We start from the raw sequence: 26,453 nt of genomic DNA, 5'->3' as shown, positions 1-26,453 counted from the left end.
ATACTGAAAATTCCTGAATAAGCCTGAGAATATAGCACTAACGAACATTATCCCGTTGCTTATCTTCTACCCAAAGGACACTCAATGCGGCTAATAGCAAAAAGACACCCGACATAATCAAGGCGTAAATTGCCTGTGAGCCGAAAAAACGTTTGATAATCATACCTCCAAAAAATCCATTGATAATCTGCGGAACAGTAATAAAGATATTAAAAATACCCATGTATACACCCATTTTACGTATTGGTAGTGCGGGTGCCAATATAGCATAAGGCATGGATAAAATACTTCCCCAAGCCATGCCAACGCCTACCATCGAAACAATAAGAATTGTAGGATTACTTATAAAATATATAGAAATCAAACCTATGGCTCCGGCAGTGAGCGAGAGGCTATGTGTCAGCTTTCGTCCAATCTGATGAGCAATTGCAGGAAGCATTAAAGCATACAGCATTGCTACGGCATTGTATACCCCGAAAATAATACCTACCCAGTTGCCGGCATCCTGATAGGTGACTGATTTTGTATCCGTAACTGCCAGACCGTAAACATGCTGAGCAACGGCTGGCGTGGTGAATACCCACATTCCAAACAAAGCAATCCAGGAAAAGAACTGAACCGGAGCTAATTGTTTCATTGTTTTGGGCATCGCTACAAAATCTCTGAAGATATCGGAAAACTGGCTTTTGTCTTCTTTATGAATTTCTTTATCTTCATTAAACGCAGATAATTCTTCAGGAGAATATTCTTTGGTGGTAAATATTGTCCAAAGAATCGTGATAATCATGACAGCTGCACCTATATAAAATGAAAACACCACATTATCAGGGATACCCCCATTTTCATTTACCTTAGAAATTCCAAACCACTGAGCCAGAGCATACGGCAACCAAGAACCTACCACTGCACCTATCCCGATTAAAAAAGTCTGTATCGAGAAACCAAGCGTACTTTGATCGGCAGGAAGCATATCAGCAACCAAGGCTCTAAATGGCTCCATTGCTACATTGAAAGAAGCATCCATGATCATCAGAAAACCGGCACCTATAAACATTGCCGGCAGAAAGCTGGCAAAAGCACCAGCATTGGGCATCAAAACTAAAGCAATTGAAGCCAAAATTGCACCAGCTAAGAAAAACGGACGACGACGACCCAGCCGAGTCCACGTATGATCGGAATAATGTCCAATAATCGGTTGTATAATCATCCCAGTTATCGGCGCAGCTAACCAGAACCACGAAAGCTGTTCTATATCAGCACCAAATGTTTGAAGAATACGACTTGCATTGGCATTTTGCAAAGCATAGCCAAATTGAATTCCCAGAAAGCCCATGCTAAGGCTGAGAATTTGAAAAAAACTGAAATGTGGTTTTGTTTTCAGGGTATGAGATTGTGTATTCATAACATAATTATTTGGTGGATCCTCTTATTATCAGATTTGTTTTTACGATTTTATTGGTATACTGTCCGTGCGTTATTCCGTCAATTTTGTCGAGCAACAGAGTTGCTGCATTTTTCCCCATTTCAAACCCATGCTGCTCTACCGTGCTAAGCATTGGATCGCAAGCTTTAGCCAATTCTCCGTCGGAGAAACCAAAAATTGCAATATCATCCGGCACCTTTAGTTTTGCCGACTTGACTGCATACATTATTCCGGCGGCACAATGATCATTGATGGCAAAAAATCCATCAGGCCTATCGGGTCTGTCTAAAATTTCGGGCGTAATCATTATGGCTTCCTCGCGGGTATCACATACACGAATCAACGACTCATCCACCATCAAACCGTACTTTCGGAGTGCGTCCAGATATCCGTTTTTCCGGTTTTTGGATATTTCAAGATGAAAAGGTGAACTATAAAAAGCAATTCTCTTGCACCCACTCTGAATAAGATACTCCACAGCAGCAAAAGCTCCTGCGTAGTCATCCACCACCACCCTGTCGGTAATAATACCGATGCAAATTCTATCGAAAAAAACCAGTGGAATGTCACTGTCAATAATATCCTGAAAATGGTCGTAGTTAGTCGTATGTTTACACAACGATGCCAGAACGCCTGAAACCCGACTAGAAATCAGAGCTTTAGTGTCTCTTACTTCTTTCTCGTAGTTTTCGCCCGACTGACAAACAATCACATTATAATCTGCCTGATTGGCGATCTGCTCAATGCCCGAAAGTACGGATGAAAAAAAGTAGTTGTTTATTTCCGGAACTATCACACCAATGGTGTTATTCTTACTGGTTCGTAAACTGAGAGCCAGCGCATTAGGCTTGTAATGAAAATCCTTGGCATACTTGTTTACAAGATCTTTTGTAACCTGACTGATATCGGGATGATTCTTTAGCGCACGAGAAACTGTAGAGGGTGAAATATTGAGTTCTCTGGCAATATCCTTGATGGTAATTTGCGTTTTTTTCATGCTATAAATTTTTCGGTTACAGAAACCCCTGACTGAATTCACAGTAAGTACCGACTAACACAACATCCTAAATAAGTGTATTTTAAACATTAATAGATTATGCTGTTCGATACTTAAATAAGTCAAAATAAGATTTCAATTACAAAAGTAGAATAGATTATTCGAATAAAAAATTATTTGCCGTAATATTCTAAATATCCGCCGCAAACGTTTGCGCTCAAAATTCATGTCATAATGATAAAACAAAGATTGCAAATAAACATCTATATCTATTTTTGCCTCCATAAAAAATGCTCAACACATATTCAAGATTAACAACAACGAACAAATCAAAAGATACGTTGTTTTAATTAATGAAAATTGTTTTCTATTTTTTTCTCATTATAAATATATTACGAGTTTCAACCTTAAAAAAACTTAATGCATGAAGTACAATCACTTTAAGCTCAAATTACGTGCATTTGTAGCCGTTTTAGCGATGTTAGCTTTTGGAATTAACGCCAATGCACAACAGACTTCCGTTTCAGGAATTGTGAAGGATGCTAAAACCGGAGAAACCATTCTCGGTGCAAGTATCCTGGAAAAAGGCACCTCAAAAGGTGTAATCACCAATATGGACGGTGAATTCACCATCTCTGCATCCCCTAACGCGACCTTGGTAATTAAATACTTAGGTTATCTTTCTGTAGAAGTTCCTGTGGCAGGAAAAACAAAAATTACAGTTCAACTACACGAAGACGCTATAGCACTTGGCGAAGTAGTTGCAATTGGATATGCTACCGTCAAAAAAAATGATGCTACAGGTTCTCTTACATCTATCAAACCCGACAAACTCAACAAGGGACTTACCACCAATGCTCAGGACATGATTACCGGAAAAATTGCCGGTGTAAATGTGGTATCTGACGGTGGAGCTCCTGGAGCCGGCGCTAAAATTCGTATCCGTGGCGGCTCTTCGCTTAATGCAAGTAATGATCCGTTAATCGTGATAGATGGATTAGCAATGGATAATGAAGGCATCAAAGGAGTATCAAACTTATTAAGCACGATCAATCCAAATGATATTGAATCATTTACTGTTCTGAAAGATGCATCTGCTACTGCCATTTACGGTTCGAGAGCATCGAACGGTGTAATTATTATTACAACCAAAAAAGGAGAAAAAGGAGCCAAGCCCCGTGTTTCGTATGATGGAAATGTTTCAATGAGCGTTGTTGGCAAGACGTTGGATGTTATGAACGGAAATCAGTTTCGTGATTACGCCAACAAACTTTATGCTGGACAAACAGGAACTCTTTCTAAACTAGGCACTGAAAGTACAGACTGGCAACGTCAGATTTACCAAACAGCCATCAACCACGATCACAATATCAGTATCATGGGTGGTTTGAAAAACATGCCCTATCGTGCTTCGTTCGGATATACCAATCAGGATGGTATTATAAAAACATCAAATTTTGAACGTTACACAGGTTCTGTAAACCTTAACCCATCATTCTTCGACGATCATTTGAAAGTTTCGTTGAATGCTAAAGGTATGTATGTAAACAACAGATATGCAGATACCGGTGTAATTGGTGCAGCTGCTTCTATGGATCCTACTCAACCCGTAACTTCAACTCAGGAACCCTACAAAACAACATTTGCGGGATACTGGCAATGGATAACAACCGGAACAACATGGAATTCTTTATCAGTGGCAAACCCACTTGCTACACTTAACCTGAAGAAAGATATTGCACACTCGAAAGACTTTATTGGAAATGCCGAATTTGATTACAAAGTACATTTCCTACCCGAACTACGTGCACATCTATCGTTAGGAACAGAAATATCTGATGGTAAACAAAACTTGTTTATCCCTACCACCAATGCCAGCGATGGACAAGTTGGACGGACAGGATACGAAAAGATCTACAAATACAACAGATCATTATCATACTATATGAACTATGCCAAAGAAATTGGTGTACAAAAGTTTGATGTAATGGCAGGATATGAATGGCAACATTTTTACAGAAGTCTAAATAGCCACTATTCAGCATTGGATCTTACTACCAATACAACTAACAATGTATTTAAGACAGAAAGTTACTTAGTTTCTTTCTTTGGTAGAGCTAATTACACACTATTAGAGAGATATTTGTTAACCGCAACGATTCGTAATGATCGCTCTTCACGCTTTGCAAAAGAAAACCGAAGCAGTTTATTCCCTTCACTAGCCTTTGCATGGAAAATAAATGAAGAAGGTTTTATGAAAAATAACACTATCTTCTCTGATTTAAAGCTTCGTTTAGGCTACGGAGAAACCGGCCAACAAAATTTAGGTTCTGATATTGGTGATTATCCTTATATTCCAGTATATGTAACCAATATTGAAGGAGCAACATATCCGATTGATGGTAATTATATTCAGACTTACAGACCAAACCCTTACAATAAAAAATTGAAATGGGAAACAACTACAACCTACAACGCAGGTATAGATTGGGGGTTACTAAACAATCGGATTACAGGATCTATTGATGGATATTATCGTGCAACAGACAATCTGATTAGTAGAGTGAATGTTGCTGCAGGTACCAACTTTAGTAATATTGTTACCCAAAATATCGGATCTCTCGAAAATAAAGGTATTGAATTTACTCTAACCGGTAAAGCCATATCCACAAAAGATTTGACCTGGGACATTAGCTATAATGCGACCTACAATTATAATAAAATTACAAAGCTGACCGGTACGGGTGCCAGCACTCCTGTAGCCGACAGAAATATTTCTTCCGGAACCGGAAATTATGTTGAAGTTCATCAAGTTGGATTCCCTGCTTACTCATTCTTTGTCTACGAACAGGTTTACGACAGAAATCACAACCCAATTGAAGGGTTATATGTAGACAGAAACGGTGATGGAAAAATAAATGATGCAGACCGTTATTATTATCATAATCCGGCACCCGATGTTACCATGGGGCTATCGTCAAAATTGGTTTATAAAGAATTTGATTTTGGAGTTACATTAAGAGCCAGTTTAGGTAACTACGTGTACAACGATGTTGCAGCCAACAAAGCTAATGTTGGAGCCAGCGGAGTTTGGTCAACTTCAGGTTTCTTTGTAAACAAACCAATTTCGGCTATGGAAACAAATTTCGTAGGAAGAACAAACTGGTACTTCTCTGATTTTTATGTACAGAATGCATCGTTTGTTCGTGTTGACAATATAACTGTTGGATACACATTTAAGAACCTGTTCCATGCTATCTCAAGCGGACGTTTATCTGCCACTGTACAAAATCCATTTGTATTTACAAAATACAAAGGATTAGACCCTGAAGTCTTCACCGGAGTAGACAACAACATCTACCCACGCCCTATTATGGCAGTGATTGGATTAAGCCTTAATTTTTAATTAACCTGTAAAAAATTGTAAATCATGAATGTAAAACATAATAAAATAACAAACACGATTTTGTCCGTTATAATTGCAATCGGTCTGTCATCGTGTGTGAATGACTTGAATGTTACACCTATTGATCCAAGTACCATTCGAACTTTTGATCAGGATGCCGTATTTGCTAAGGTATATGCATCGTTGGCACTTACGGGACAACAGGGTCCTGCCGGTAAAGGCGACTTAGCAGGAGTAGATGAAGGAACATCTTCTTTTATCAGGTTAATATGGAACTTAAATGAACTTTCAACCGATGAGGCTATTTGTTCGTGGGGTGACCCGGGTATTCCCGAACTAAATTTCAATAAATGGACAGCATCGCACGACCAGGTAAACGGTATCTATGCCCGTTTTTACTTTGGAGTATCACTTTGCAACCTGTTCTTAGAACAAACTGCAAGTGCAACCGATACTAAAACAGTAAAACAACGTGCTGAAGTACGTTTCTTACGCGCATTGAATTATTATTATTTGATGGATTTGTTTGGAAACGTGCCATTTACTGAAGTTGTTTCTCTTGATCCTCCAAAACAAATGAGACGTGCCGACTTATTTGCATGGTTAGAAAAGGAACTGAAAGCAATTGAACCTGATTTAGCAGCACCGCGCACCAATACATACTATCGTGTAGATCAAGCTGCCGAGTGGTTGTTATTAGCCCGCATGTATTTGAATGCCGAAGTTTATACCGGTACTGCTAACTGGAGCGCAGCAAAGACTTATGCAAAGAAAGTGATGGATTCGGGCTACAAGCTGAATCCAAGCTACGCACAACTTTTTATGGCCGACAATGCAGGTGCTTTTGATGCTTCAACAAACACAGCTCCTCAGGAAATTATCTTGCCGATAGCATGTGATGGCGTAAAAACTCAAAGTTATGGAAATTCGCTTTTCATGATTGCCTCTTTCCATACGTCGGGAATGCCCGCATGGGGAACCTCAGAAGGTTGGGGTGGTAATCGTGCACGTGCCGCATTGGCTCGCAAGTTCTTTCCTAATGGAATTCCTGTAGGAACTGATCTAACTAAACTGACAGCCTTTGCCGGAGATAAAAGAGCAATGTTTTGGGGCTGGGATATAGCCGACAGCAAATCGACTGATCCGATGACGATATTGAACTATTCGGTCTTCAAACAAGGATTATCGGTTACCAAGTTTTCAAACGTTCGGTCAGATGGTAAAGTGTCGAATGATTTAAAATTCACTGATACCGATGTACCTCTCTTCCGTTTGGCAGAAGCTTATCTTACTTATGCAGAAGCATCATTTCGTTTAGGAGATGCTCCAACAGCTCTTACTACAATTAATCAGTTGCGCGACAGAACAAGCGGAAGTGCTCCTGCTTTATCGAGTATTACTTTAGATAAAATTTTAGATGAATGGTCTCGCGAATTCTACTTCGAAGGTCGTCGTCGTACAGACCTTATTCGCTTTGGATACTATGGTGGAAGCGACTACACATGGGATTGGAAAGGCGGTACAGCTGCCGGAACAAAATTCAGCAGTATTTATAATCTATACCCTATCCCTGCAACAGATTTAAATGTAAATCCGAACCTGAAACAAAATCCGGGTTTCTAATAGTTGTAAAATTCTAATTAATAAAAAAGTAATCATATGAAAAGATATAATATATTATTTATTGTTTTGCTCACCCTGATTGGGTTTACATCTTGCGAAGACAAAATAACCACTGTTATCAACAGTCAGGCGCTTGATGGAAGTCTTAGCTTCAAACTCAATCAACCTCGTTATGCAAATTATGTACTGGATGTTGCTAATTCATCTAAGGATTTGGATTCACTTACTTGCGTACAACCTGCTTACGGATTTACCGCTGCTGTTACTTACTCTACTCAAGTATGTGGTAATGCTAACTTTGCAGCAGGAACATATCAAACTTTGCCTACAACAGTTAATGGGGAAAAAGTTGGCGTAAGCACGAAAGAAATGAATAAAGCTCTTATTGCATTTAATGGTGGTGCCTTTTCAGAACCTTTGTCGTTCAAAACTGTTTATGTCAGACTTAAAGCTTATGTTAGTGACGCAAGTTACTCTGCTATAAAAGACAGTTTAATAGTAAAACCTTTGTATTCAAATGTAATTTCACTGAAAATCAAGCCTTATATTGAACCATTGGATTATTATTATAATGTAACTTTACGTCCTTGGTATATTGTTGGTTTAGGTGGAAAATGGGATAATTCAGTAGCCGGTTTGGGAAGTTCGTTAATTCCATTAAGCGTAATTAATGGTAAATCCTATGATCCAGGAACAGGTGATGGTACATTTGCGACTACTGTGTACATTAAATCTTCAGATTCCTTTAAATTAATTCGTGATGTTAGTGCATGGTCACCTTCATGGGCAATGACTGGCGGAGCGCTGAAATATAATGGAAATGATAACATAACAGTAGCTGCTGATGGTTGGTATACATTAACGTTGAACTCGATTGATAATAAACTCACTATTGCAGCAACTACAGCACCAACAAGCAACTATGCTAAAATTGGATTAGTAGGCGACTTTGATAACTGGGGTGGCAATAATGAGGAATTTTTCACAGCAAATACAAATGCCGGTGGTCATTTATGGTACACTACTTACACATTCGCAGCTGACAATGCAAGTGATGGAGGCTGCAAATTTAGAGCCAATTCTGCGTGGACAGATGATTGGGGAGCACCCAGTCCAGATCATCGTGACGATAGATATAGACTAGCTGGTATTGGTGGATATAAAGGTAAAAATATCTCATTTAAGAAAGGTAGCTATACTATCATATTTAACGACATTGATGGAAGTTATTATTTTATTAAAAAATAACAAAAATTAATTCTGTTTTTCACCATTAAAACTAATTGAAAATGAAAAAAACAATCAACTATATATTAGCATTTATCATTGGATGTATGGCGTTTACCTCATGCGAAGATCCATATGCAAATCAAACTGTGGCTAAACCTGGAAGCTATGACCAAATATCACTTCAAGATACAACAGGTTTTGCAGCAGCGCTTAAAACAGGTGTAAGCCCACTAACTATTCAAGTTGATAAATTAGGCTCTCAATTATCTTTGCTGACTTGCTCATCAGTACTTAATCTTGTTGATACTGCAGCAAGAAGTCAGTATATGATTCAATTCTCAAAGGTTGCTGATTTTTCAAAATCTATTACTATTCCTATTACCTTCAATGGTAAAGCAGGTTCTGATGTGTCTGTAGGCTGCAAGCAATTTAATGATTCTATTAAAACTTTCAATAAGAATGCAATTCAACAAACGGTTTACATTCGTTTATTGTCTTTCATTGTAAAAGGAGGTTTAAAAAGCGGTTACACTTCAAAAACTGCGACATTGCTGGTTACCCCTTACAATTATGCTCCAACTGCGGTAAATGATGTAGCAAATTTGAATATGAACACTACAACAACCATTAGTGTGTTAGCCAATGACACTGACCCTGAAGGAGATGAATTAACAGTAACCGCAGTGACCGCAGGACAACACGGTACTACAACAATTTCGGCAGATGGAAAAAAAGTGCTGTATACACCGAATGCAGGATATTCCGGTACTGATTACTTTAGCTATACCATCAGTGATGGGAACGGTAATACAAGTACAGCTAATGTAGATTTGGTGAAACCGCTTTATCCTGACTATGTCTATATGATTGGACAAGAGTTTGGTGGTTGGGATTGGAGTAATTCTGGTGTTGCAGAAATGACTCCGGTTAATGGTAATCCTGGTAAATTTTGGGCAATACGATATTTTGCAAATGCGACCGATGGCTTTAAATGGAATACAGCCAAAGCATGGGGGGGAGACTTCAATTCATTAGGAACCAATGCCGGATTTACAACTCACGATGGCAATGCTTACGTTGCTGCTGCAGGCTTCTACATTGTTTTAGTAGACTATACAACCAACAAAATAACCATTGAACCTGCTCAGGTTTATGGTATTGGCGATTGTTTCGGAGGTTGGAATGCTGGACAATATCCATTTGTTGCTGATGGCAATGTTATGAAACTCACTACTACCAACAGCGGTGAATTAAGAATTTATGCAAATTCGTCTGCCGCAGGCGTAGGTGGTGATTGGTGGCGCATGGAGTTTGTTATTTTGGATGGCAAAATTGCCTATCGTGGCAATGGTGGCGACCAAACCAGAGCAACAGTCGCAGCCGGAAAAGTTGTATCACTAAACTTTAACAACGGAACCGGTACAATTCAGTAGCTATCTAACCCTGTAAAGAAGTAATTCACGTCATTATCTTTAATGATATTGATGGCAGCTATTATTCTATAAAACAGTAATAATGATAAACTAGAATAAAATAGAAAAGTCTGGACTAACTTAAGTTCAGACTTTTCTTTCAAACAAAGGTAAGTTGCTTTAGCTTAATATTCTAACTGGTATTTAATTATCAAAACAGGTATATGAAACGAGCATTTAAACAGGTATTCAAACCAAAGACCATGTTCATTGCGAGTTCCATGCGACAACTATCTAAAAATAAAAATGAACGCATGAAAAAAATTACTCTTATCGCGCTGTCTCTGTTCTTGTTTCTAACAGGTCAGGCTCAGATTATAACTACCACTCCTGCTTTTGTAACCCAGAATAACGGAGCCATAGATATCATTTACGATGCCACACTAGGCACAGCCGGCTTAAAAGATTATACCGGTTCGGACGGTGTGTATGCACATACAGGTGTCATTACATCGGCCAGTACGAGCAGTTCGGACTGGAAGCATGCACCTACCTGGGGAGATAATTCAGCCAAATACAAAATGACATCACTGGGTAATAATAAATGGAAACTATCTATTACCCCCGATATGGCTACCTATTATGGCTTGTCAGCCGGCGAAGTGGTTTCTAAAATGGCATTCGTATTCAGAAACGGTTTAGCAACGAAAGAAGGAAAAGACACCGGTGGAACTGATATTTTTGTAAATGTGTATCAGGCCGGACTGAACGTTGCATTTACCAATCCTACTAACAGCCAGAGCGTAACTGCCGGCTCGTCAATCAATATCCAGCTTGCCTCATCGGTAGCAGCCAACTTGAATCTGTTGATTAACGGTGTCAGTGTTCAGACTGCAACCGCAGCTACATCACTGAGCTATTCATACAACTTTGCAACTGCCAACGATTATAGAATAATTGCACAGGCAAGTCTCAACGGAACAACTGTTTCCGATACCATTCAGATTTGTGTCCCCGCTCCGGTGGTATCACAAGCACGCCCAGCCGGCATTAAAGATGGCATTACGTACACGGACAACTCCACAGCTACTTTGGTAATGTATGCTCCCGGTAAAACAAACGTATTCTTGTTGGGCGATTTCAATGACTGGACACAGCTGAATGCTTACCAGTTGAAACAAGATGGAAACTACTGGTGGATAACACTTACCAGACTCACCCCGGGTAAATTGTATGGTTTTCAGTATTTAGTTGATGGCACTTTGAAAGTAAGTGATCCCTATACCGAAATGGTATTAGACCCTTGGAATGACCAATATATAAATGCAAATTCGACAATCTATCCTAATTTACCAACCTACCCGACAGGAAAGACCACTGGATTGGTAGCTACTTTACAAACGACCAAAACTGCCTACAATTGGGAAGTTCCGACATTCACTATACCAGCGCGTGAAAATATGGTTATCTATGAACTGTTACTTCGCGACTTCACAAAAGAAAAATCCCTAGATGCAGCCATTACCAAACTGGATTATCTGAAAAACCTCGGAATCACAGCCGTTGAACTTATGCCGATTACAGAATTCGACGGAAATAACAGCTGGGGATATAATCCGAACCACTATTTTGCACCGGATAAAGCTTACGGAAATGCCAACACCTATAAAAAATTCATTGACGAATGTCATAAGCGCGGCATGGCTGTATTGTTGGATATGGTATTTAATCAGGCTTCCGGTTTATCTCCTTTTGCCTTGCTGTATTGGGATGGAACAAATAACAGACCGGCAGCAAATAATCCGTGGATGAATCCTGTGGCACCGCATCCTTACAGTGTGCTCAATGATTTCAATCATAGCTTTAGCGGAACTAAAGAGTACTTTAAACGTGTACTGCAATACTGGATTACGGAATATAAAGTAGATGGTTACCGAATGGATTTGACCAAAGGCTTCACTCAGAATTCTAGTACCGAAAGCACTGCCGGCAATTACGATCAATCGCGTATTGACAACCTAAGTGCTTATTATGATGCTGCTAAGGCGGTAAAAAGCGATGTTATGTTTATTCTTGAACATTTCTGCAATAATGATGAAGAAACCGCATTGGCTAACAAAGGCATGTACCTGTGGCGCAATGTAAACCCTCAATTTTCACAGTCGGCAGAAGGATACCAATCCGGCAGTGATTTCAGCAGCATGAATGCCACGCCGCGCAACTGGGTAGGCTATGCCGAGAGTCATGATGAAGAACGTAATTTCTACAATGCCAAAATATCAGGTATCGGCAACATTACCACCGATTCTATTGTAAGAATAAAACGTGTGCCATTGAATATTGCCTTCGCTACTCTTATTCCCGGACCTAAAATGATCTACGAATTCGGCGAAATGGGATTCGATTATTCTATTAATTCTAACGGTGGACGCACGAACCCTAAGCCTTCGGCCTGGGACTGGTTGAGCTTAGCTCACAGAAAAGCGGCATCGGATGCCTGTGCTAAAATAATATCGCTTCGAAAAACATATCCCGCAGCATTCACAACAGGAACATTCACTTTGAGTATCGGACTTAACGACTGGAATACCGGACGACGCATTGCTTTGACCAGTTCCGATCTGAATATGATTGTTCTGGGTAACTTCAATGCATCAGCCACCATAACTGCAACGCCCAATTTCCCTAAAACCGGAATTTGGTATAACGTATTGACAGGAGAACAATTGAATGTCACCAACACAGCTATGACAATGAGCATGCAAGCCGGCGATTTATTGATTTTTACGGACAAAGCCCCGAATGTGGTAAACGGAATTGATGATCATAAAGCTTTAAACTACAGCGTATCACCCACCATTACGGAAGACAAAGTATATATCACGTCTCCTGACGGAGTAAACAGTGTAAAGGTTTATAATGTAGAAGGTTCACTTATCAAAACTGCAACCAATGTGACCGAGGTGGATGTTCGGAATTTTGTCAAAGGGATTTACCTTATGGAAGTGAAAACTACCGAAGGAAAAAGCCTGCACAAGATTATTAAACAGTAAATATCCTTTACCCATAAAACAACAAGAGCTTGCCGCTGATAGTGACAAGCTCTTGTTGTTTTTATTCCGTCGATTACTTCTTTCTTAATTGCTCCAATGCAGTTTTCACTGTTTTATCGTCTTTGTAAAGCATCGGGTAGAAACCTTCATCGCCAATACTATTTCGGGAAATATAACTCTTCAACTGCATCAGCAAGAATCTTTTGGAGCTGTTTATCTGTCTGGCATCGGGGTTTACACCTTTGCTTTTGGCAAATGCCACAAACTGCGGCAATAAATTCTGAGTATCGAGGTATTTATCCATTTGCTGCCAGTTCTTTTGGCTTTTCAGTTTAGCGCGATTCTGGTCGGTGTACTGAAATGCAAATTGATACAAATAGCCGTAATTAATCACCTTGTTCAGATAAGGAGTGTATTCGGAGGTATCCCTCGGTACAAAAATATCGGGCATAATGCCACCACCGCCATAAACCGTTCTGCCTCCAAAAGTTTTATACTTCGGCGATTTGGCAGCATGAATGCTATCTTTACTGTCAATCTCACCGTGCATATAACGTTTCACAATGTCCATTTCGTAGTCTTGTGCTTTACCCTTTTCATAGGGTTTCTGAATACTGCGTCCGGATGGTGTGTAGTATCGGGCTACAGTGAGGCGAATGGCCGAACCGTCCGATAAATTCATTTGTTGCTGAACAAGTCCTTTTCCGAAAGAGCGTCGACCGATAATCAGTCCACGGTCATTATCCTGTATGGCTCCCGAAAAGATTTCACTGGCCGAAGCCGAGAATTCATCAATCAAAACCACCATCGGCAGGTTAATACAACTTCCTTTTCCATCCGATTTGGCCTCAGCACGCGGGTACGCTTTACCCTTCGAATAAACAATCATTCTTCCGGCCGGCAAAAACTCATTCACCATATTAACAGCCTGATCCATAAAACCACCACTGTTTTCGCGCAAATCGATAATATATTTACGGGCACCCTGGCTGCGCAGTTTAGCAATAGCATCCAGAAACTCGGAAAAAGTTGTCATTGCAAATTTGCTTACCTTGATAAATCCGACGCCGGGTTCAATCATATAAGCTATATCCACAGAGTTTACCGGAATTTCACCGCGGGTGATAGAATAATGCAATATTTCGCGTGTTCCATGACGGCGAATTCCGAGTTTTACTTTTGTTCCGGCCTTTCCCTTGAGTTTACGCATAACCTTTTCGTTGGTTATTTTCTTACCCACAAAAGCAGAATCATCTACCTGCACAATGCGGTCGCCGGCTAAAAGTCCCACTTTTTGAGAAGGACCTCCACTCACAATGGCCACTATCATCACCGTATCATTCTGTATATTAAACTGAACCCCAATACCACTGAAACTTCCTTCGAGCTCGCTGTTCACGTTTGCCAGATCGGCAGCAGGGATATAAACCGAGTGCGGATCAAGCTTTCCGGCTACGTCCGTCATCAACTCCTCGGTCATTTCTTTCATGTTCATTGTATCAACATACTGCGAATTTATGATTGATAGCAATTCATCCACTTTATTGTGTGATGACATTGAAAAGCCTGACCTATTAGCCCTGTTAGCAATGATGTTACCAAGCAAAAGCCCTCCAAAAACGGAAATAAATATAATCAAAACCAGAAATAAATTCTTCTTATTCATACGATAAATACTTGTTTTTGTCTTTTCTCCGAAATCTTTGTCAATCAACTTCTTCAACAGAATATCATTTCACAAAGACTTCACAAACTATTAATTTTCAACTATAATTTAAACTCTCAATCCTTGCACGGCTTACTTTTCTTCCTCCAGAAAAAGAACTTCTATATTGGCACGTTCAAGTAGTTCCACGCCATCCATTATGCGGTACTTCTCTCCATACACTACCCGCTTAATACCGGCCTGTATAATGAGTTTGGCACATTCAATGCAAGGCGACGCCGTCACATACAGGGTAGCATTATCGCTGCTGTTGTGCGATCGGGCTATTTTACTGATGGCATTGGCCTCGGCATGTAAAACATAAGGTTTGGATACATTGTTTTCGTCCTCGCACTTATTTTCAAATCCGGATGGCGTTCCGTTGTACCCATCGGATATAATCATTTGATTTTTCACCAGCAACGCTCCTACCTTTCGTCTTTCGCAGTAGGAATTTTCAGCCCATATCCGGGCCATGCGCATATATCGGTTATCCAGTAATCGTTGTTTCTCAGTCATTTTATTTACTTCGTGTTATTTGCTCATTGCATTCGCGATACTTGCTCACTACGTTCGCGATATTTGCTTCGCGACATTAATTGATAGTTGCTTCGCGTTATTTGTTGTTATTATTCGTTCTTCAATAATTGAATGTTTACTCGTTAACTCGTCAACTTGTATACTAAATAGTTAACCTACGGCCATATTAGCTGCGCGACATTAATTGATATTTGCTTCGCGTTATTTGTTGTTATTATTCGTTTTTGAATAGTTGTTGTTTACTTGTTTACTCGTTAACTTGTATACTAAATAGTTAGCCTGCGGCGTTATTAGCTGTGCGATACTTGCTCACTGCGTTCGCGATATTTGCTTCGCGTTATTTGTTGTTATTGTTCGTTCTTAAATATATTGAAAGTATACTCGTTAACTCGTCAACTTGTATACTAAATAGTTAGCCTGCGGCGATATTAGCTGCGCGACATTACTACCTACTATCAACTACTTACTACTTACTACTTACCGCTTAATAATTCCTTTGCCAATTCAGTTAGATTGATTCCTGAAAAATTTCCGGACGACATAAATAGCAGGGCGGTGTTATCGTATTGCTGTTCACGGAGTGCCGCTTGTAGCGCCTGCGCATCGGTAAACACCGTCAGTTTATCGCCTCCGAAGGCTTGTTTTACCTGTTCGGGAGTTATTTCAGCCAGTCGTTTCTGTTCCACCACTTCAGGATTGTAGTAAACAAAAGCCACATCGGCTTCGGCCATACTATCGGCATACTGCGGCAAAAATTCGTCGGTAAGACTGCTGAATGTATGCAATTCCATACAAGCTATCAGTTTCTTGTCGGGAAATTGTTGTCGCACAGCTTTTACCGTTGCCCGGAGCTTTGACGGGGAATGGGCAAAATCAACAAACGCCACCGAAGCAGCTGTTTCGGCCACTTTCTGTAAACGCCCTGCAGCCCCCGAGAACTCCGAAATGACAGAGTAAAAATGCTCGTCGGTAACACCTATTTGCTTGCAGGCCAAACGGGCAGCCTCTATATTTTGCAAATTATGCTGACCGAATATTTTAAGCGGCACATCGCCGTATTTTGTAATCAGATAGGTAACACCGTTTCTGACTTCGTGCTTAGGAGTTGTATAACCAAACGGCACTATATCCCGACGCAAATTGCCGGCTATCTCGTTCAGGTTTTTATCATCCTCAAAATAGACCAACCTACCCTGTACTTCCATCAGATCAACAAATTTCCGAAACTGCTCCACGTATTTTTCGAAGGTTGGAAAAACATTAATATGATCCCAGGCAATGCCCGTGAGCACCGCTATATGTGGTTTGTACAGGTGAAACTTCGGACGAGGGTCAATGGGTGAAGTGAGATATTCATCGCCTTCGAATACAGCTATTCTCGACTCGTATGACAGGCGCACCATATTATCAAAACCATCGATTTGCGCACCAACCATGTAGTCGGTATCTATGCGGAGCTGTTTCTGCACAAACAAAATGATGGCGGTGGTAGTCGTTTTTCCGTGGCTTCCGCCTACTACAATACGCGTTTTACTGCGGGTTTGCTGAAAAAGATATTCGGGCAACGAGTATATCTTAAGCCCCAGTTCTTTGGCCCGGATCAATTCAGGATTGTCCTCGGTGGCATGCATTCCCAGAATCACGGCATGCAGGCCCTTGTGAATCCGATCGGGAAACCAACCCATCTGCTCGGGCAGTAAGCCGTGCTCTTTCAATCGACTGTATGAAGGTTCAAAAATCTCATCGTCAGAGCCAGTTACCTGAAAATTATTTTTCTTGCAGATTGCAATAGCCAGATTGTGCATGGCAGCTCCACCAATGGCGATAAAATGAACTCGTTGCATACGATTGAAAGATAAATGAATTTGCTTATTTTTGTCAGAAATTCTATCGGAAGACAAATGTAGTAAAAAGTTCGTCAAGTTTAGAAGATCATAAAGTTTGTAAAGTAAAAACAGACGATGTTTACATTTTTTTACTTTATACCTTCGTATCTGACACAATTTATCACTGCTTAACTCGTAAAAAAATGAAATTATACAAAATTGAAGCCGGCAACTTTCATGTGGATGGTGGCGCTGTGTTTGGCGTAGTGCCTAAGAAAGTCTGGAAAAAACGTTACCCCTGCGATGACGAAAACTATTGCAGCCTGTCCATGCGCTGTTTGCTTATTGACACCGGACTGAAGCGCATATTGATTGACACAGGCACCGGTGACAAACAACTAAACTATCTGAAGTATTACGGGTTCAAAGAAGTGATCAGTTTCGACACGGAACTGGCCCGGTTGGGCTACACTTGCGCCGATATTACCGACGTGGTGTTTACGCATCTGCACTTCGACCACTGCGGCGGAACCACGCGCTACAATGCGGACAAATCGGCTGTGGAACTGGTTTTCCCCAATGCCACTCACTGGGTGGGCGCGACGCAATGGAACAACTTTCTGAACCCCAACGTCCGCGAAGGAGACTCCTACTTCCCCGAAAACATGCTACCCGTGCAGGAAGCCGGCAAACTGGAACTGGTAACCGAAAACCGGTTTATCTGCCCGGAAGTGGAAATCCGCATTTTCAACGGGCACACCGTGGGGCAACTGGTGAGCTACATCCACTACGGCAGCCAAACGCTTGTATACGTGGGCGATGTTATTCCTCTGGCAGCCAATGTGCCGCTGGCTTGGATTTCGGCTTACGACACCGACCCGCTTACCGCTATGGAAGAAAAGAAAACCCTGCTGGACGAAGCTGCTGCCCGCCACCAGATTCTGTTCTTTGAGCACGACACCTACACCGAGTGCTGCACCATCGAAGCTCAATACCACAAACATAAAGTAGGAAAAACACTGAGGCTGGAAGAAATATCCAACTAGAGAACAACCAATTGTTTTATTTAACAACAAATAATTGTTTTATATCAAAACAATTTGTACTTTTGTGGTGTTTAAGAAGTGAGTAAATACTGCGTACTACTCTATGTTTCTTCTAATTATATTAATTGAATAAGTCCTATGAATAATACCCTGTCGCAAAAACAAATCGGACAAAGAATAACCGAACTCCGCAAAACAAAAGGACTCTCGCAGGAAGAACTGGCCAAAAGTATAGGATTTTCCCGTCCATCGCTGGCACAGGTTGAACTTGGCAACAGAAATATAGGCATACTCGAAATGCAAAAGTTAGCCACCGTGTTAGGATTTTCGCTGGATGATATTATGTCCGAAAATTTCAACAGTAAACATGAACTGAAGCACGAAACGGCCATGCCGAAAGAAATATCCGAGCGTATTTCAGTACCAACCCTGCAATTGGATAAATTTAAAAATGTACTGCTCTACATTCTCGAAAAATGTGCCGGGAAGCCCAACGTGGGAGAAACAGTGCTTTATAAATTGCTTTATTTTTCCGACTTTAATTACTACGAGCTTTACGAAGAACATTTAACCGGAGCGAAGTACCGCAAACTTCCTTACGGTCCGGTGCCTCAAAAACTGGAATCTATTATTCACCAAATGATAGAACAGGATAAAATCAAACGGTTTAAGTCAGAATATCACGGATTTCCGCAGACACGCTATATCCCGTTGGTAAAGGCCGATCTTACAAATTTAAAGGCTAGCGAAAAAGAAATTATCGACCGGGTGATAGAACAAATGAGCGATTGGTCGGCATCAGCAATAAGCAATTATTCGCATAAAGATATGCCATGGCTTGCATCGAACGATGGTGAAGAGATTAATTACGAACTGGTTTTCTACAGAGATACCCCCTACTCGGTACGAAACTATAACGAAGACATACAGGAGCCATGATATTCGAGGAGTTAAGCGAATTTAAAAAGGATCTGAAAAGTCTGCTGAAAAAATACAGAACACTCAACGATGACTTAGCCATTGTGAAGCGTGTGCTTACTGTGACCCCCGACGAAAGACCTCCGTTTAGCTTCCGAATAGATAATCTTGGTACTTCAACCTGCATTATTAAAGTAAAGAAAATAGCCTGTAAATCGATGAAAGGACGCGGGGTGAATTCCGGACTCCGATTGATATACGCACATTACCCGCAGGAGAGCAAAATCGTATTGGTGGAACTGTATCACAAAAACGACAAAGAAAACGAAGACCGCGACAGAATTATGTTGCACTTCTCCTAAAAACCGGAATTGAAAATCAACAAAGTCAAATCCGCTCTATTTTCTCCGTGTATTAATAATCAGTGCAGCAATGGCTCCCGGCACCCAGCCCGCCAGCGTAAGCAGCAGCACCAGCAACACCGACCCGCAACCTTTATCCAATATCGATAAGGGTGGAAACAAAATGCATAAAAGTACTCGCCAAATTGACATAAGATTTCTTATAAATAGACAAACGATTGTGGTGCAAAATCTATATTATAGTCCACAAGACGTCTGGGTTCTTTGTATTTTTTTGTTTCTCTTATTTTAATTGCATGACCAACATCTTTCAATGCAAAATACTCATCAAAAAAAGCTTTAGTAATACCTGAAAACTCTCTGGTCATCGCCCATAAGTCTTCTGTCTTTTCTGAAATCACACTATCAATAGTAAATTCACCAATCACTCGTTGCACCGGTGATGAAGCATAAACAATTACAGTATTTACAGTTGAATCTTTGAAAATTGTTTTTCTGAATTCATATTTTTTCGTTCCATCGAATATCTTGTTTGCATATTCAGGCTTTATCGACAATAAGATTTTCATACACTCCCCCTAAATTAATTATTTGATTAAATTGTTCATCCGTGACTCTAAAGAATCCCCAGTAATTCGGATTTAATCCAACAGTATCAATAAGAGTTCCATTTGTAACTCGTCTCCTGAAAGCAGCATTATAGGTCATTTTAATAACAAATAAATTACCACTTCTTCTGTACCATTGCCTTAAATCAGCTTCTGCAAAGATACTATTTCTGCGGCAATATTCTACGTAGTGATCTTCGTTCTCAAAGCTTCTCCGCGTCAAAACTTCTTGTACCACACAGATAGATGTAATTACACTTCTGAACCTTGCGGATCCTTTACCATCAGTTGTCCGATAGATTAACACAATATCATTTGCATGAAGATTTATCACATCTCCCATATAACAGATATATGTTTTATGGATACTGTTAGTCGGAGAAATATCTGTAATAATATCGTAGTGTTCATTATTCAAAATTGAGTCGGGAAATAATCGGGTGTGAAACGCGGGATAAATTGATAACGCAAATTTATTGCGCCCCCGAACGTCAATCAATGGGTAATCCTTCAGAATATTATCTCTGATTAATCGCATATTTTTCACTAATACATGTTCTGCTCCATTGGCTGTAACCTTGATCCCATATTTTTCAAATCCATATCTACACAACAACTCAATTAACGCTTCATGTTCATCAAAGACAGTTACATATACAGAATCGGCATTGTTTACAACTGCAAAGTCAAATATCTTTTTCACCAGTCGTTCTCCAAGCCGTGTTCCATGAGCATTTACTTTCAATGTGCCAACTTTCACTTTTATTCCTTCTGGCAAATTTGGCTCGACATCTGTTACAACATCATTTTCAATTTTTAAATACAAGAAGGCATCCAAGCCACCACGACGGTTTGGCAAAATATAAGCCGATTCCCCTTCGGCAGCTTTGCGCGCAAACCAATCATTAAACTCAGCATAACTCTCACGCAGTGAATCGAAAAATGTGTCAAGCAGATTAATTTCTGCAAAAAGTGTGTATCTCATAATATATTGATAAGGTTCTGAATTGAGTATATAGCACTGAATATCTATCAAATAAACGTAACAGATATTCTCCTACATAGAATTGAATAATCTAAAATCAAGAGAGAATTTATATCTTCCCTAGTCTTCTCAATTCCCAAAAGCACCTTGCAGTGGCATGGATATCTGCTGCGGCATTATGTGCTTCTTCAAAATCTGTTTTGAAAAGTTTGTAATGCAATTCTGATAATTTAGGCCATTTGTATCCATACGGACCATTAATAGCACAAAAATTAGTCGTACTTTGCATTGTACATATTTTTCTTTTAGGAGCTATGCTATCAGGCATATTATTCCTCAAGAATTCAGCTCCAACAATTTTCTCGTCAAAGCTCATATTGTGCGCAACAAGATATTGAGCCTCATTAATCATAGATTGAAAGTCTCTCAAAACTGTTTGAATTGGTTTACCTTCTTGGTTAGCTCTTTCTGTTGTAATTCCGTGAATTCGGGATGCTTCAGTTGGTATAGTAAAGCCTTCCGGTTTAATAATAAAGTCACCTCCAGCAATTTTATTTCCATTGCTATCAAAGAATAAATAGGCTAACTGAACCAATCGTGGCCAATTATTCAAGTCACTAACCGGAGCTTTCCAGTCCCGAGGTAATCCCGTTGTCTCAGTATCAAAAAATAAATACATAGTGCTAAATTTTATTGGTTATTACTAATTTATTAATTCTGTTTCATTTAATTGTTGCCACTTCTTTCGTTTCTCTCCCTGCTTCCCTCCTATTCCCATTCGCTGTATTGTACCGTAAAACAATAACTATTAGCATCGATTACAAATCCGCACTAGCAGGCAGTTTATTTCCGGTCAATCAAAGCAACTTTTATTCCAAGTCCAATTAATGTTAGTCCGCAAATTTTGTTTATATAAGTCGACACCTTTCTGTTGCTTTTCAATTTCGCGAAAATGCTTGAGGCGAAAACCGCTAAAATCAAACACCAAATTGTTCCGGTTGTTATAAATGTTGTCCCAAGTAGCAGAAATGGAAAAACTGTATTTCTAAATGTCGGGTCGATAAATTGAGGAAGAAATGCAATGAAGAAAAGTGCAACTTTAGGGTTTAAAATGTTCGTAATGAAACCGTCTCTGTAAATCTTCAAATAGTTGACTGATTTAGTCTCTATTATTCCGTCAGTATTAAGTTGAGTTCTATTTGTCAGCATTTTATAGCCCATGTAGAAAAGATATGCAGCTCCAAGATATTTAATTAAGTTGAAGATCAATATTGACTTAGCAATAATTATGGAAAGTCCAAATGCTGCAAGAATAGTATGACCAACGCTTCCGGTCGCAATTCCTAAAGTAGAAATAATTCCGGCTTTTTTCCCTTGTCCAATACTTTTTGTCAAAATGAAAATGGTGTCATTGCCCGGTGTTAAGTTCAACAATATACCAGCCAATAAAAATGTCTCGAAATGTACTATTCCTGTCATATATTTTATTTTTTCCAAGTTATTTATTCTTTACTCGTATCCAGTAGATACCAACCCCTAAAAACTGAGTCTATGGGCATTGGCGGTTACTCCCCGCGCCAATTTAGCTTGCGCTGACCTGTGGTTCAATCGCTGTCTTGTTCGATATAACAATAATGATTTGCCTTTTCAAAGCAACGCTGAAGGTGCAAACTTGCGAGAGCGAGGCGTCTGTTATCAACCGTTTTTTCTCAAACCTAGGGATGAAACATCTTTGTTGATACAGCTATTCTATTCCAAAAATTCATTTGATTAATGGCTATTATTATTTGAGCAATTTGATTGTCAGTAAAATAATTTTGAATGTTTTGAAATGTTCTGTCACTCACTCCGTGCTCAAAAATCTTAGTTATTTCTTCAACCATAGCCAGAACTGCTTTTTCTTCGTCTGTAAAAAGCGGACTTTCTTCCCATGCAGATAAAGCATAAAGTCTTTGTTCTGTTTCACCCTCCTTTCTTGCGTCTTTCGTGTGCATTTCAATACAAAAAGCACATTTGTTTATTTGAGATACTCGGACTTTTATAAGTTCTCGAAGTTGTATGCTTAAATCTGTTGCAGATAAGTATTTTTCCATGGCATACAATACTTCATACGCTTTTGGTTCAAGTCGTTTTATATTGATCCGTTGTTTCATTGTCATAAAGTAAGTTTTTCGTAATTATAAAATTCGGTCCTTTTGAAACCTAATTTTTCATATAGCTGCTGTGCTTTTTCATTACCGTATGCCGTAGATAGGATTACTTTTTTTCTATTGGTTTCTTTACTGAATGTTAGAACATGGTCAATCAATGTTTGAGCAACGCCATGTTTACGGTATTTGTCATTCACAAACAAGTCATTTAAAATCCAAATCCCCTGCATTCCGATTGATGTGAACGAAGGATAAAGTTGGGTGAAACCTAAAAACTTGTCATTGTCGGTAGCAATAAAAATTACACTGTCTTTTTTGTCGAACCGTTGTTTCAAAAAGTGAATAGATTTTATATATTCAAAATCCTGTCCATAAAAAACTCTATAATCAGCAAAAAGTTTTGCTAATTCATTAATATCATCTATTGTAGCTCGTCTGATTATCATTCTTATTGTTTTTTAATAATTGCTAGCACCCATATATGCGTAATTGCACATACTTCTCTTATACATTGATAATTCAATTCCACCTCCCTCACCCCGATTTAGCTTGCGCTTACATCCTATTCATACTCGATGTGTTGTTCGGAAGAACAATAAATTTTAGCGCGAATTGCAAATACGCGCTAGCGGAGAGTTCAGCCATTTTGATAAACTTATATCTTCAAGAATCCCAACTTATACACCATAGGTTGCAGTTTTTCTGTTAACGCTTTATATACAGTTTCAAATGATTTAAAACTAATCGGTGGAAAATCTCCACTGGCATTACGAGCTTGTAATGCTTTTCGTATCTGATACCAACCAACATCCGGACGATCTAGTTTCAACTCATCCCGAACAGTACGTACATCGGTATGGGCAAAGTAAGCCTGCCAAAGTATTCTACCGGCATCAAATACAGCAATAGCTTCGGATGAAAATTCTTTATCCTCCATATACTGCACCATAAAGTCAGATTCAAACCTATCGGGCGCACCCACTTCTTCTTCGGTATACGGAATAAAATGATTGACAATACTCCACTTCTTGCCGTTCCATTCCAAGTCATTAGCTCCCGCAGTGAGGTTACTGCCATTAAACAGCATCCACACCAAACAGTCCGTTTTAAATTCTTCGGTTAGTTCTTTGGTGGGTTGCAAAAACTGGTCACGGTCATTAATCCATGTTGGTTTAATTATTCTGCGAACAGTAAATATAATAGCACCTTGCCAAAGATTGTCCGGATTTAAGTAAAATCCATCGCCTTGCCCATATGGAGATGAAAACAAAACCGTTTGTTGGCCAGAATGTTGTAAATCATTTTTTCCACAATACATATATGCAATAGCATTATTTGACCACGAATCTACACGAGGTTTTGATGTAGCTGTTGTTATTGCATTCTTTAATGGCACCATCGGCTGATTATTCCTTTTGGGGCGATTAAGCCATACATTTAAAAAGATACTATTGGGTAAATTAAAAAAAGTTTTTTCCCCAATCGGACAAACATATTTATCTAAAACTTCGGTAGTAACTTCAGAAAACTCAATTTGATTCTTTGAGTTTTGGTTTGTTTTCCAAACTAAAAAACCTATTGGAAAATTACCTGCTAATCCATCAAATGATTTACTATGAACAATAAAACCTCCAATGTATAGAGCATTCCAAACCGCTCTAAATTTCTCAAAATTGGGAGCATTAACGTATTTCAGTTTACTAAACATAGCTAAAGTTGCTGTTGGCATTTCTCGAGCAATTCGAGCAACAAATTGGGTAAAAAGCTCATTACTAGCTTTTCCATAATCAGTCATTGCTGTGGCCGCAAATTTTGTTTTGGAAACACCCGCTTTATTTCCACTATCTGCACCAGTGCCAACTTCAGCATACGGTGGATTAATCAGCACCAAAATCTTTTTTCCATCTGCGATGGCTTTACGCAGGCTTTCTGGTACTTTATTGGTCAGTGAGTAATCAATCCGACCATCGTCGGTAATATCATCGTTTAAGTAATCGTACTGAAAGCGTTGAGCAGCAACACAGGTTTTGGTAGCTTTCATCACATCCACATCGGCCTGGTCGAGAGTACTCATATAGATATTTCGGGGATTGCTGTGTTTCACTTCCAGATTACCTACTCCACAACACATATCCCAAACAACATATTCCTTCTGCCAGTTTTTACCTAACGTTTCGGTGAGTTTATCATAAGCTTTATCCACCACTTCCAATGGTGTATAATATGCTCCTTTAAAACTGCGTTCGTCAAGTGGTATCAGACTATCTCGCCGTTCCAGCAGGTAATTGCGGTATTCGGCTTTAGGTGGACGATGATAGATAGCCCAAAACTGTCGATAGCCTTCTCGATTGCCCAATTCATAGTTTTTCCCCCTCAAACAGAATACCGGAGCTGTATTTTTAAACATCAGTTCTGCAGATAGCCCATCGTGTGTGGCAGCTGTACCATCGTGCATAATGTCAGCAAAAAACAATAAAGCGTAATCTTCGACTACTACCCCTTTTATCTCCTGCCCTACCATTTTTACCCATTTATCAAAAACCTGCTTCAGATTATCGGGTGTAATTTGGGTGCGGATAATATCGCCGTTTTTAATAGCACTTTTGATAGTGGAAATAAATTCAACCTCGTGGGTTTCGATGCGAAACGAAACAAAGTGCGTACCAATATGAGCTGAAATAGCTTCTAAGGCTTCCTGCGTATAACTGCTGGCAGACTTACCCCACTTAATCGTTTTTTTAGCAAGGAAAGGAATCACATCCTCGCTTTTCATGATGGCTGCCTTCTGAGTATCGATGACACAGAGAAAAGGGGGAATTTTCTCTCCTTTGTTTAATGCTTCCTGCACATAATGCATCAGCTGTGTAAACATGGCATAGCTAGAGTTTTTACTTCCATCCTTTGCTTCGAACCAGATTTCTTTGGTCTGAATATCAATCAAGTTTTTGGAGTACCCTTTCAGACCGAGCGCTTTGATATACGCATCTTTTACATCTTCTTCGCTTTTGGCATGCTGTAGCTTTTCATAAAGGCTCATACTCTTTCTGTATTTAGAAAGCGTGAGCTTTGTCTCATCCATACCCAAGCCCCCTGAGAAAGGTACACAGAAATGACAAGCCAAAAACTCACGCTGTTAGACGTAAGCATTTTGCTAAATCATTCTATTTCT

At 39.6% G+C, this 26,453-nt stretch carries 21 protein-coding genes; 8 read left to right on the top strand and 13 right to left on the bottom strand.

All coding sequences use genetic code 11. From position 1 onward, the window contains the following. Positions 1 to 37: 37 nt before the first annotated feature. Both PALPR_RS15005 and PALPR_RS15000 read right to left on the bottom strand, forming a co-directional pair. Positions 38 to 1,402 (bottom strand): MFS transporter, encoded by a 1,365-nt coding sequence (locus PALPR_RS15005; RefSeq protein WP_013446513.1) that lies wholly within the window; start codon positions 1,400 to 1,402, stop codon positions 38 to 40. A gap of 7 nt (positions 1,403 to 1,409) precedes the next feature. Further along, positions 1,410 to 2,420 carry a LacI family DNA-binding transcriptional regulator gene (locus PALPR_RS15000; RefSeq protein ID WP_013446512.1) on the bottom strand — a complete coding sequence of 337 codons (1,011 nt, stop codon included), beginning with the start codon at positions 2,418 to 2,420 and terminating at the stop codon, positions 1,410 to 1,412. 424 nt (positions 2,421 to 2,844) lie between these two features. Between PALPR_RS15000 and PALPR_RS14995 the strand changes: the two genes are divergently transcribed. From PALPR_RS14995 to PALPR_RS14975, 5 genes are all read left to right on the top strand, one after another. Beyond that, a complete protein-coding gene (locus PALPR_RS14995) occupies positions 2,845 to 5,826 on the top strand; it encodes a SusC/RagA family TonB-linked outer membrane protein (RefSeq protein ID WP_013446511.1) in 2,982 nt (993 codons plus the stop codon). Positions 5,827 to 5,850: 24 nt separating this feature from the next. Further along, a complete protein-coding gene (locus PALPR_RS14990; RefSeq protein WP_013446510.1) occupies positions 5,851 to 7,449 on the top strand; it encodes a RagB/SusD family nutrient uptake outer membrane protein in 1,599 nt (532 codons plus the stop codon). Between the two features lie 66 nt (positions 7,450 to 7,515). After that, positions 7,516 to 8,697: a SusE domain-containing protein gene (locus PALPR_RS14985; RefSeq protein WP_171805053.1), complete on the top strand. Its 1,182-nt coding sequence runs from the start codon at positions 7,516 to 7,518 to the stop codon at positions 8,695 to 8,697. 41 nt (positions 8,698 to 8,738) lie between these two features. Continuing rightward, positions 8,739 to 10,112, top strand: coding sequence for a SusF/SusE family carbohydrate-binding protein (locus tag PALPR_RS15610; protein WP_013446508.1), 1,374 nt, complete (start codon positions 8,739 to 8,741; stop codon positions 10,110 to 10,112). Positions 10,113 to 10,315: 203 nt separating this feature from the next. Then, the gene (locus PALPR_RS14975) at positions 10,316 to 13,144 is read left to right on the top strand and encodes an alpha-amylase family glycosyl hydrolase (RefSeq protein ID WP_013446507.1); all 2,829 of its coding nucleotides are present in this window, start codon (positions 10,316 to 10,318) and stop codon (positions 13,142 to 13,144) included. 73 nt (positions 13,145 to 13,217) lie between these two features. On the opposite strand, the gene PALPR_RS14970 is transcribed toward PALPR_RS14975, so the two are convergent. From PALPR_RS14970 to PALPR_RS14960, 3 genes are all read right to left on the bottom strand, one after another. Next, positions 13,218 to 14,810 carry a S41 family peptidase gene (locus PALPR_RS14970; RefSeq protein WP_013446506.1) on the bottom strand — a complete coding sequence of 531 codons (1,593 nt, stop codon included), beginning with the start codon at positions 14,808 to 14,810 and terminating at the stop codon, positions 13,218 to 13,220. A gap of 132 nt (positions 14,811 to 14,942) precedes the next feature. Continuing rightward, a complete protein-coding gene (locus tag PALPR_RS14965) occupies positions 14,943 to 15,368 on the bottom strand; it encodes a dCMP deaminase family protein (RefSeq protein WP_013446505.1) in 426 nt (141 codons plus the stop codon). Between the two features lie 494 nt (positions 15,369 to 15,862). Further along, positions 15,863 to 17,233: a UDP-N-acetylmuramate--L-alanine ligase gene (locus tag PALPR_RS14960; protein ID WP_013446504.1), complete on the bottom strand. Its 1,371-nt coding sequence runs from the start codon at positions 17,231 to 17,233 to the stop codon at positions 15,863 to 15,865. 185 nt (positions 17,234 to 17,418) lie between these two features. Here PALPR_RS14960 and PALPR_RS14955 point away from each other — a divergent pair, with 185 nt between their 5' ends. The 3 genes from PALPR_RS14955 (at position 17,419) to PALPR_RS14945 (ending at position 19,541) form a co-directional block, all read left to right on the top strand. Further along, positions 17,419 to 18,261: an MBL fold metallo-hydrolase gene (locus tag PALPR_RS14955; RefSeq protein WP_013446503.1), complete on the top strand. Its 843-nt coding sequence runs from the start codon at positions 17,419 to 17,421 to the stop codon at positions 18,259 to 18,261. A 138-nt stretch (positions 18,262 to 18,399) separates the two neighbouring features. Continuing rightward, positions 18,400 to 19,200 (top strand): type II toxin-antitoxin system antitoxin SocA domain-containing protein, encoded by an 801-nt coding sequence (locus PALPR_RS14950; RefSeq protein WP_013446502.1) that lies wholly within the window; start codon positions 18,400 to 18,402, stop codon positions 19,198 to 19,200. Further along, on the top strand, positions 19,197 to 19,541 hold the full coding sequence (locus tag PALPR_RS14945) for a hypothetical protein (protein WP_013446501.1): 345 nt from the start codon (positions 19,197 to 19,199) through the stop codon (positions 19,539 to 19,541). Before PALPR_RS14950 ends, PALPR_RS14945 begins: the two co-directional genes overlap by 4 nt. A gap of 36 nt (positions 19,542 to 19,577) precedes the next feature. Here the strand turns inward: PALPR_RS14945 and PALPR_RS15740 are convergent, their stop codons facing one another. The 8 genes from PALPR_RS15740 to PALPR_RS14910 form a co-directional block, all read right to left on the bottom strand. Continuing rightward, positions 19,578 to 19,733, bottom strand: coding sequence for a YqaE/Pmp3 family membrane protein (locus PALPR_RS15740; RefSeq protein WP_083807210.1), 156 nt, complete (start codon positions 19,731 to 19,733; stop codon positions 19,578 to 19,580). Between the two features lie 8 nt (positions 19,734 to 19,741). Next, positions 19,742 to 20,110: an ASCH domain-containing protein gene (locus PALPR_RS14940; RefSeq protein ID WP_013446499.1), complete on the bottom strand. Its 369-nt coding sequence runs from the start codon at positions 20,108 to 20,110 to the stop codon at positions 19,742 to 19,744. Continuing rightward, positions 20,082 to 21,134, bottom strand: a complete 1,053-nt coding sequence (locus tag PALPR_RS14935; protein ID WP_013446498.1) for a hypothetical protein — start codon at positions 21,132 to 21,134, stop codon at positions 20,082 to 20,084. The genes PALPR_RS14940 and PALPR_RS14935 overlap by 29 nt, the downstream gene beginning before the upstream one ends. 109 nt (positions 21,135 to 21,243) lie before the next feature. Beyond that, positions 21,244 to 21,813 carry a 3'-5' exonuclease gene (locus PALPR_RS14930; protein WP_013446497.1) on the bottom strand — a complete coding sequence of 190 codons (570 nt, stop codon included), beginning with the start codon at positions 21,811 to 21,813 and terminating at the stop codon, positions 21,244 to 21,246. Between the two features lie 164 nt (positions 21,814 to 21,977). Beyond that, on the bottom strand, positions 21,978 to 22,613 hold the full coding sequence (locus PALPR_RS14925; protein WP_013446496.1) for a LysE family translocator: 636 nt from the start codon (positions 22,611 to 22,613) through the stop codon (positions 21,978 to 21,980). A 236-nt stretch (positions 22,614 to 22,849) separates the two neighbouring features. Next, positions 22,850 to 23,293, bottom strand: coding sequence for a carboxymuconolactone decarboxylase family protein (locus tag PALPR_RS14920; protein WP_013446495.1), 444 nt, complete (start codon positions 23,291 to 23,293; stop codon positions 22,850 to 22,852). Then, positions 23,290 to 23,730, bottom strand: a complete 441-nt coding sequence (locus PALPR_RS14915) for a GNAT family N-acetyltransferase (protein WP_013446494.1) — start codon at positions 23,728 to 23,730, stop codon at positions 23,290 to 23,292. The genes PALPR_RS14920 and PALPR_RS14915 overlap by 4 nt, the downstream gene beginning before the upstream one ends. Positions 23,731 to 23,939: 209 nt before the next feature. Beyond that, positions 23,940 to 26,363: a hypothetical protein gene (locus PALPR_RS14910; protein ID WP_216086313.1), complete on the bottom strand. Its 2,424-nt coding sequence runs from the start codon at positions 26,361 to 26,363 to the stop codon at positions 23,940 to 23,942. Positions 26,364 to 26,453 lie beyond the last annotated feature (90 nt).

This window comes from Paludibacter propionicigenes WB4, from assembly GCF_000183135.1.
Taxonomy (GTDB): domain Bacteria; phylum Bacteroidota; class Bacteroidia; order Bacteroidales; family Paludibacteraceae; genus Paludibacter; species Paludibacter propionicigenes.
Note: the sequence above shows the minus strand (reverse complement) of the source record. Positions and strands in the feature narration are given on the sequence as shown.